The organism is Flavobacterium sp. (genome assembly GCF_046155325.1).
Classification (GTDB): domain Bacteria; phylum Bacteroidota; class Bacteroidia; order Flavobacteriales; family Flavobacteriaceae; genus Flavobacterium.
The window spans coordinates 1-7,143 of record NZ_JBJXDQ010000100.1 but is presented as its reverse complement, the minus strand read 5'-3'; the positions used below and the strand labels follow the sequence as shown (position 1 = coordinate 7,143).

Below are 7,143 nucleotides of genomic sequence, written 5' to 3'. Positions count from 1 at the left end.
TGATGCCTTAAAAACTAAAAATGTTTTTTGCGTTGGATTAAAAACCAAGATTTTATTGTCTGAAAGCGGTTTTAATGTAATTGTTTACACGGGTTATGCATCGGACTTGGCTGAAATTATCACTTTGATTTATGCCAATGAAAGCTATACCTTTTTTAGTGGAAATTTGAGAAAAGAAACTTTGCCAAAAGCATTAAAAGAAGCAAAAATTAAGTTTAATGAGATTCAGGTTTACGAAACTTCATTGACACCACAAAAAATAAAAGCTGCCGTTGAAGCAATTTTGTTTTTTAGTCCGTCGGGAGTTGAAAGTTATTTGAAAGAAAATACTATAAAAAAAGAACTTTGCTTTTGCATCGGTGAAACAACTGCGGATGCATTACCAAAAACAGTTAAGAATATAATTATTGCAGCCCAACCGTCAATTGAGGACGTGATTGAGGAATGTATTGAAGAGTATAAATAGGCCCCCTAACCCCCTAAGGGGGAATTCGGGAAGTTTATAAAGTTAAAAAGAATACTAAAATTTAGAAAGTTTAAAAGTTTTAATAAATTAATATAATGAACAATATAGATATTCAAATTCCCCCTTCGGGGGTTAGGGGGCTTAAGAACGACCTATTTTTAAAAGCATTACGAGGAGAAACAGTAGAGCGCCCACCAGTTTGGATGATGCGTCAAGCCGGAAGATATTTGCCAGAATTCATTGCGCTGCGTGATAAATATGATTTTTTTACGCGTTGCCAAACTCCAGAATTAGCAGCTGAAATTACCGTTCAACCCATTCGCAGGATTGGTCCTGATGTGGCGATTTTATTCTCGGATATTTTGGTTGTTCCGCAAGCAATGGGAATTGAAGTTTTGATGAAAGAAAATTTCGGTCCGTTTTTACCCAATCCAATTCGTACTATTCAGGATGTCGAAAAAGTAATTGTTCCTAATATTCAAGAAACTTTGGGTTATGTAATGGACGCTATAAAATTGACCAAAGAAATGTTGAACGATGAGGTGCCGTTAATTGGTTTCGCGGGTTCGCCTTGGACAATTTTCTGTTATGCTGTGGAAGGAAAAGGATCAAAAAGTTTCGATACCGCCAAAGGATTTTGTTTTTCAAATCCAGTTGCAGCACACGTATTATTGCAAAAAATTACTGATACAACCATTTTATATTTGAAAGAAAAAGTAAAAGCAGGTGTAGATGCCGTTCAGATTTTCGACTCTTGGGGAGGAATGCTTTCGCCAGTTGATTATCAAGAATTCTCTTGGAAATACATCAATCAAATCGTGGAAGCTTTGGCTTATGAAACCGAAACTAAAAATACTTTTTCCGATGAAAAAAAATCGGTTCTTGGCGACCTTGGGCAAACAACTGAAAAGTCGACAAAAACGCACGTTATTGTTTTCGGAAAAGGATGTTGGTTTGCCTTGGGAGAAATGGGAAAAAGTAGGGCTTCGGCATTAGGCGTTGATTGGACCTGTTCGCCAAGAAATGCACGTTATTTATCAGGTGGAAACATCACATTGCAAGGAAATTTTGATCCAAGTCGTTTGCTTTCGCCAATTCCTGTTATCAAGAAAATGGTTCACGAAATGATTGACGAATTCGGAAAAGACAAATATATTGCCAATTTAGGTCACGGTATTTTACCAAATATTCCGGTGGATCACGCTAAGGCGTTTGTGGATGCAGTGAAGGAGTATGGAAAAAAGTAGGTAGTTAACCGAATCTCCTGCAAGGTTTTTTTCAAACCTTGTAGGTATGTTAGGAAGCCATTATCTTTACAGGAATACCTACAAGGTTTAAAAAAAACCTTGCAGGAGGAAAACCTAATTATTGGAACTATGAAATTAGAAGTTTTAGAAAAAGATGGTTATTATCACATTTATAACAGGGGAATAAATGGGTGCTTAATCTTTGAAAATGACGAAAATAAAAACTTCTTTCTGAAACAATTTTCAAAATATTTATCAGAAACAATTTCAATATTTGCCTTTTGTTTGATGGACAATCATTTTCATTTGGTTATTCGAATAAATGAGGATGAAAAAATAGTGACACAAGGGTTTTCTAATTTTTTTAATTCTTATGCAAAAGCATTTAACAAGAGGAATGGCAGAACTGGAAGTCTTTTTGAAAAACATTTCAAAAGAATAAAATTGAATGATGAAGAATATTTGAAACAACTAATATTGTATGTTCACTTGAATCCAAAGCATCATTTAGATTTAAAATTCGAGGAGTATAAGTATTCATCTTATCAGGCTTTCATTTCAAATAAGGAAACAAAAATAGAGAGAGAAGAAGTATTGAAATTATTTGGCGGAATAGAAAATTTCATTTCTTCTCACAATCAGAAAAATGATTTTTTATCAGAAAAACATACATTTGAGTAAAGTTTTGTTATCCTGCAAGGTTTTCAAAACCTTGTAGGTATTAATTAGAAAAGTCATAAATAAAAAGTAACATTTTTTGAAAAAAGAGATAGATATTACTAAATTAAATTTAAAAGAACATTTGTTTTATGCCTATGCTAATTTGGCAATGGCACACGCTGCTGTTGAAAACAATCAAACAAGGTTTGATAAATTAATTATGCAATTAGAGCTAAACTATATAAAGGGCTTTTAACTGGCAAAATGAATATCAGGACACTTTTGACGATGAAAAAATTAAATTATCAATCGGAGCAAAGTATAATTATTGCAACTCAACAGAAAAACTTGCTTTAGACCACATTTTAGCGCAAAAAATAGGAGGAAAAGACAATGGGGATAATTTAGTTTATGCTTGTAAAAGTTGTAACAGCTCAAAGGGTAAAAAGGATTTGATGGAATGGATGTTTTTTCGTGGGGATGATTTTTTATCACTTATGATTATTAGGCGATATCTAAAATTAGCGATTAATAATTGTATAGAAAACAACTTAATGGATTTAAAAATATCGGAAATTGAAATGGATAAAGTTCCATATAAATTGTTATTAATTCCAGTAAAATATCCTACACCTGATAAGCTAAGATTGATTTAATAAATACCTACAAGGTTTGAAAAAAACCTTGCAGGATAGAAAAAGCAAAATGAAAAATAAATTCTACCAATACATACAAAATCTTCAAGACCAAATCTGCGCAGGATTGGAAGCTGTTGATGGTACAACCAAATTTCGTGAGGATATTTGGGACAGGCCTGAAGGTGGTGGCGGAAGAACACGCGTAATAGAAAGCGGTCCCGAAGGTTCGGGAGTTTTCGAAAAAGGCGGTGTGAATATTTCAGCTGTGCACGGAAAATTACCTGAAGCTATGCAGAAAATGTTTGGGGTTGGAGAAGCTGATTTTTTTGCCTGTGGATTAAGTTTAGTTTTGCATCCAAAAAATCCAATGGTGCCAACCGTTCACGCGAATTGGCGCTATTTCGAAATGTATCCTTTAAACGATTCGGGGGAAACTCCCCCTTCGGGGGCTGGGGGGCTATCGTGGTTTGGTGGCGGTCAAGATTTAACGCCTTATTATTTGTTTGAAGAAGATGCAATACATTTTCATCAAACCTGTAAAACTGCTTGTGACAAGCATAATCAAGATTTTTATCCAAAATATAAAAAACAATGCGACGACTATTTTTGGAATGCACATCGCAATGAAGCCCGTGGAATTGGTGGATTATTTTTCGATTATTGCAAAGCAAATGAAGATATGTCTATGGAAAATTGGTTTAGTTTTGTATCTGAAGTGGGCAATAGTTTTCTGGAAGCCTACGTTCCAATTGTCGAAAAAAGAAAAAATTTAGATTACACAGCCGCACAACGTACGTGGCAAGAAATTCGTCGTGGAAGATATGTCGAATTCAATTTGGTTCACGACAAAGGCACCCTTTTCGGACTTAAAACCAATGGTCGAATTGAAAGCATTTTGATGAGTTTGCCGCCACACGTTCAGTGGGTTTACGACCATCATCCTGAAAAAGGAAGTGAAGAAGAAAAATTAATTGAAGTATTAGAGAATCCAAGAGAATGGCTAGCCCCCTAACCCCCGAAGGGGGGACTTCGCAAGAAGAAATAGGAGTCTAAAAATAATAAAAATAATGTATTAACTAAAAACCTATTGACCCCTGATAGGAATTCCCCCTTTGGGGATAGGGGGCTAATATATGTTTCCATTACAAAGAGGCCGCAGATTAAGAGTAAACGAATCTATTAGAAGTTTAGTTCGTGAAACGACATTAAGTCCATCCGATTTTATGTTTCCAATGTTCATCGCAGAAGGCGAAAACTATAAAGTAGAAATTTCTTCAATGCCAGGAATTTTTCGTCGTTCTATCGATTTAACAGTCGAAGAAATTAAAGAATTGTTCGCTTTAGGAATCCGTGCCGTAAACATTTATGTAAAAGTGGACGAATCCTTAAAAGATAACACTGGAAAAGAAGCTTGGAATCCTGATGGATTAATGCAACGCGCCATCAAATCTATCAAAGCGGCTTGTCCTGAAATGATTGTTATGCCTGATGTGGCATTGGATCCGTATTCTATTTATGGTCACGACGGAATCATCGAAAACGGCGATATTGCCAACGATGCAACCAACGAAGCTTTAGTAAAAATGGCAGTTTCTCACGCTCAAGCGGGTGCCGATTTTGTAGCACCAAGCGATATGATGGACGGTCGTGTTTTGCGTTTGCGTCAAGGATTAGATGCCGCAGGATTTCAAAATGTGGGCATTATGAGTTATTCGGCTAAATATGCTTCGGCATTTTACGGGCCATTTCGTGATGCTTTAGACAGTGCGCCTGTCGATAATGCTGATATTCCAAAAGACAAAAAAACCTATCAAATGGATTATGCCAATCGCATCGAAGCTATCAAAGAAGCCTTAATGGATGTTGAGGAAGGTGCCGATATGGTGATGGTAAAACCCGGAATTGCGTATCTTGACATTGTTCGCGAAGTCAAAAATGCGGTGAATGTTCCCGTAACCGTTTTCCACGTTTCGGGCGAATATGCAATGATTAAAGCTGCTGCCGAAAGAGGATGGCTCGACAATGACGCTATTATGATGGAGCAATTAATGTGCATCAAAAGAGCCGGAGCAAGTTTAATTTCGACTTATTTTGCCAAAGAAGCGGCGATACTTTTGAAAAAATAAATGATGAGAAACCTCCTTTTTTTTGCGGTCATTTCCTTAAGTCTTTTGTCATGTAAAAAGGAAAGTTCAGAATCCTTTGGCAAAATCGAAAAACAAGCTGAGACTCAAGATCCAGTTACATTAGGAACCGAAATTTTTGAAGGGAAAGGAGCTTGTATTACCTGTCATAAAGCAAATGAAAAACAAGTTGGTCCGAGTGTTTATGAAATTGCCAAAATCTACAAAGACAAAAATGGCGATATGATTTCTTTTCTTAAAGGAGAGGCTGAACCACTTGTAGATCCATCGCAATATGATGTTATGAAAGTAAATTTGCAATTAACAAAGACTTTTTCTTACGAGGAACTAAAAGCTTTAGAAGCATATTTTTATACCACATTAAAATAATTGTCAATTTCAAAAGACGCTAAACTCTTGAGTTGTTTTTTGTTACTTTTATAAAACGGAAACTTTTTGCTTCAAAACACCACTATGAATTGCCAAAATTATTAGTGATGAAAACGGAATTTCATTAATTTTAGTTATTGACGAAGGAGAAGTTTTTGTTACAATTCCAATAATTTTACAAGAAGTTGTTTCTCAAAAGAATGACTATTTTGATGGAAAAAGAACCGATTTCATTTTCAAATTAAATCTATCTGGAACCGAATTTGAACAGAAAGTTTGGAAATGGCCACTCGAAATTCCTTTTGGAAAAACCATGTCTTATCTCGAATTGTCAAAAAAAACAGGAGAAATCAAAGTCATTCGAGCGGTGGCCTCTGCCAATGGGAAAAACCCACTCTGGATTGTGTTCCTTGTCATAGAGTTATCGGCACTGATGGTTCGCTCACGGGTTATGCTGGAGGATTGTGGCATAAAAAATGGTTGATCGAACACGAAAATCCTAGTATGCAAGGAAGTTTGTTTTGAGATAGATTGTCACGAATTCACAAATTTCCTGTTTTTTTATTATCCCCTCATCTATTTTTCTTTAAATTCGTGAATTCGTGGCTCAAAATTTAAATTATGATAGAAAAAATAAACCTCAACAACATTCTATTTCTAGACATCGAAACTGTTCCTGAAGAAGCCAATTTTAATTCTTTGGACGATGAAATGCAATCGCTTTGGGAACACAAAACGCAATATCAGCGAAAGGAAGACATCACGGCTGAGGATTTTTATGAACGTGCCGGAATTTGGGCTGAGTTTGGTAAAATTGTCTGTATTTCGGTGGGCTATTTTGTAAATAAAGGCGATATCAGGAATTTTCGAGTGACTTCGTTTTTTGGAGAAGAGAAGAAAATTTTGACCGATTTTAATACCCTTTTAAACAATTATTTTAATCAACCGCAACACGTTTTGTGTGGTCATAATGCCAAAGAATTTGATATTCCGTTTCTGGCTCGGCGTATGATAATTAACCAAATTGCCATTCCCAATAAACTCAATCTCTTTGGAAAAAAACCATGGGAAATTCCGCACTTGGATACTTTAGAGTTATGGAAATTTGGCGATTACAAGCATTATACCTCTTTGAAATTAATGTGCAAAGTGCTCGGAATTCCTTCTTCAAAAGGTGATATCGATGGAAGTCAGGTGGGTCATGTTTTCTATGTTGAAAAAGACATTGACCGCATTGTAACCTATTGCGAAAAGGACACGATTGCTGTGGCGCAGATTTTCTTGCGTTTGCGAAGAGAAGAGTTGTTGATTGAGGAGGAAATTATTCATGTTTAAATTGAATTAGCCTCATATTTGACGTATTTAACTGATTTACAATGATTTACAATGATTTACAATGATTTTATTGGGTAATTTGTAGTTAAAATTTTCTTTGTTTCCCCCTTCTAAGGGTTCTTTGTGTAACCTTTTGTGAATTTTGCAGTTAAATAATTACATTTACAAAAATTAGAAATTATGGTATTAAGTAGATTTTGGTTGGTTATTTTTATTTCGTCTATCCTGTTTGTCATGATCAGTTTGTTTTCGGGCAAAAATTATACAATAGATCATGTTTTGAA

At 35.4% G+C, this 7,143-nt stretch carries 9 protein-coding genes and 2 pseudogenes; all 11 read left to right on the top strand.

The genetic code is table 11. From position 1 onward, the window contains the following. Positions 1-466: uroporphyrinogen-III synthase (locus tag ACKVOD_RS06980; RefSeq protein ID WP_409208749.1), on the top strand; the 466-nt coding region annotated here is incomplete at its 5' end. A 95-nt stretch (positions 467-561) separates the two neighbouring features. Continuing rightward, positions 562-1,713 carry a uroporphyrinogen decarboxylase gene (hemE, locus tag ACKVOD_RS06975; RefSeq protein WP_409208748.1) on the top strand — a complete coding sequence of 384 codons (1,152 nt, stop codon included), beginning with the start codon at positions 562-564 and terminating at the stop codon, positions 1,711-1,713. Between the two features lie 129 nt (positions 1,714-1,842). After that, entirely contained in the window at positions 1,843-2,394 is a 552-nt protein-coding gene (locus tag ACKVOD_RS06970; protein ID WP_409208747.1) for a transposase, read from the top strand. A gap of 76 nt (positions 2,395-2,470) precedes the next feature. Continuing rightward, positions 2,471-2,629 carry a hypothetical protein gene (locus ACKVOD_RS06965; RefSeq protein ID WP_409208746.1) on the top strand — a complete coding sequence of 53 codons (159 nt, stop codon included), beginning with the start codon at positions 2,471-2,473 and terminating at the stop codon, positions 2,627-2,629. Between the two features lie 40 nt (positions 2,630-2,669). Further along, positions 2,670-2,810, top strand: a pseudogene (locus ACKVOD_RS06960) (HNH endonuclease); the annotation flags it as partial. A gap of 18 nt (positions 2,811-2,828) precedes the next feature. Continuing rightward, positions 2,829-3,029: a hypothetical protein gene (locus ACKVOD_RS06955; protein ID WP_409208745.1), complete on the top strand. Its 201-nt coding sequence runs from the start codon at positions 2,829-2,831 to the stop codon at positions 3,027-3,029. A gap of 49 nt (positions 3,030-3,078) precedes the next feature. Then, positions 3,079-4,023, top strand: a complete 945-nt coding sequence (gene hemF, locus ACKVOD_RS06950; protein WP_409208744.1) for an oxygen-dependent coproporphyrinogen oxidase — start codon at positions 3,079-3,081, stop codon at positions 4,021-4,023. Between the two features lie 121 nt (positions 4,024-4,144). Continuing rightward, positions 4,145-5,137: a porphobilinogen synthase gene (gene hemB / locus ACKVOD_RS06945; protein WP_409208743.1), complete on the top strand. Its 993-nt coding sequence runs from the start codon at positions 4,145-4,147 to the stop codon at positions 5,135-5,137. Further along, entirely contained in the window at positions 5,138-5,524 is a 387-nt protein-coding gene (locus ACKVOD_RS06940; RefSeq protein WP_409208742.1) for a c-type cytochrome, read from the top strand. It begins immediately after the preceding gene. 88 nt (positions 5,525-5,612) lie between these two features. Further along, a pseudogene (locus ACKVOD_RS06935) lies at positions 5,613-6,049 on the top strand (methylated-DNA--[protein]-cysteine S-methyltransferase). A gap of 96 nt (positions 6,050-6,145) precedes the next feature. After that, a complete protein-coding gene (locus ACKVOD_RS06930; RefSeq protein ID WP_409208741.1) occupies positions 6,146-6,859 on the top strand; it encodes a 3'-5' exonuclease in 714 nt (237 codons plus the stop codon). Positions 6,860-7,143: the final 284 nt, after the last annotated feature.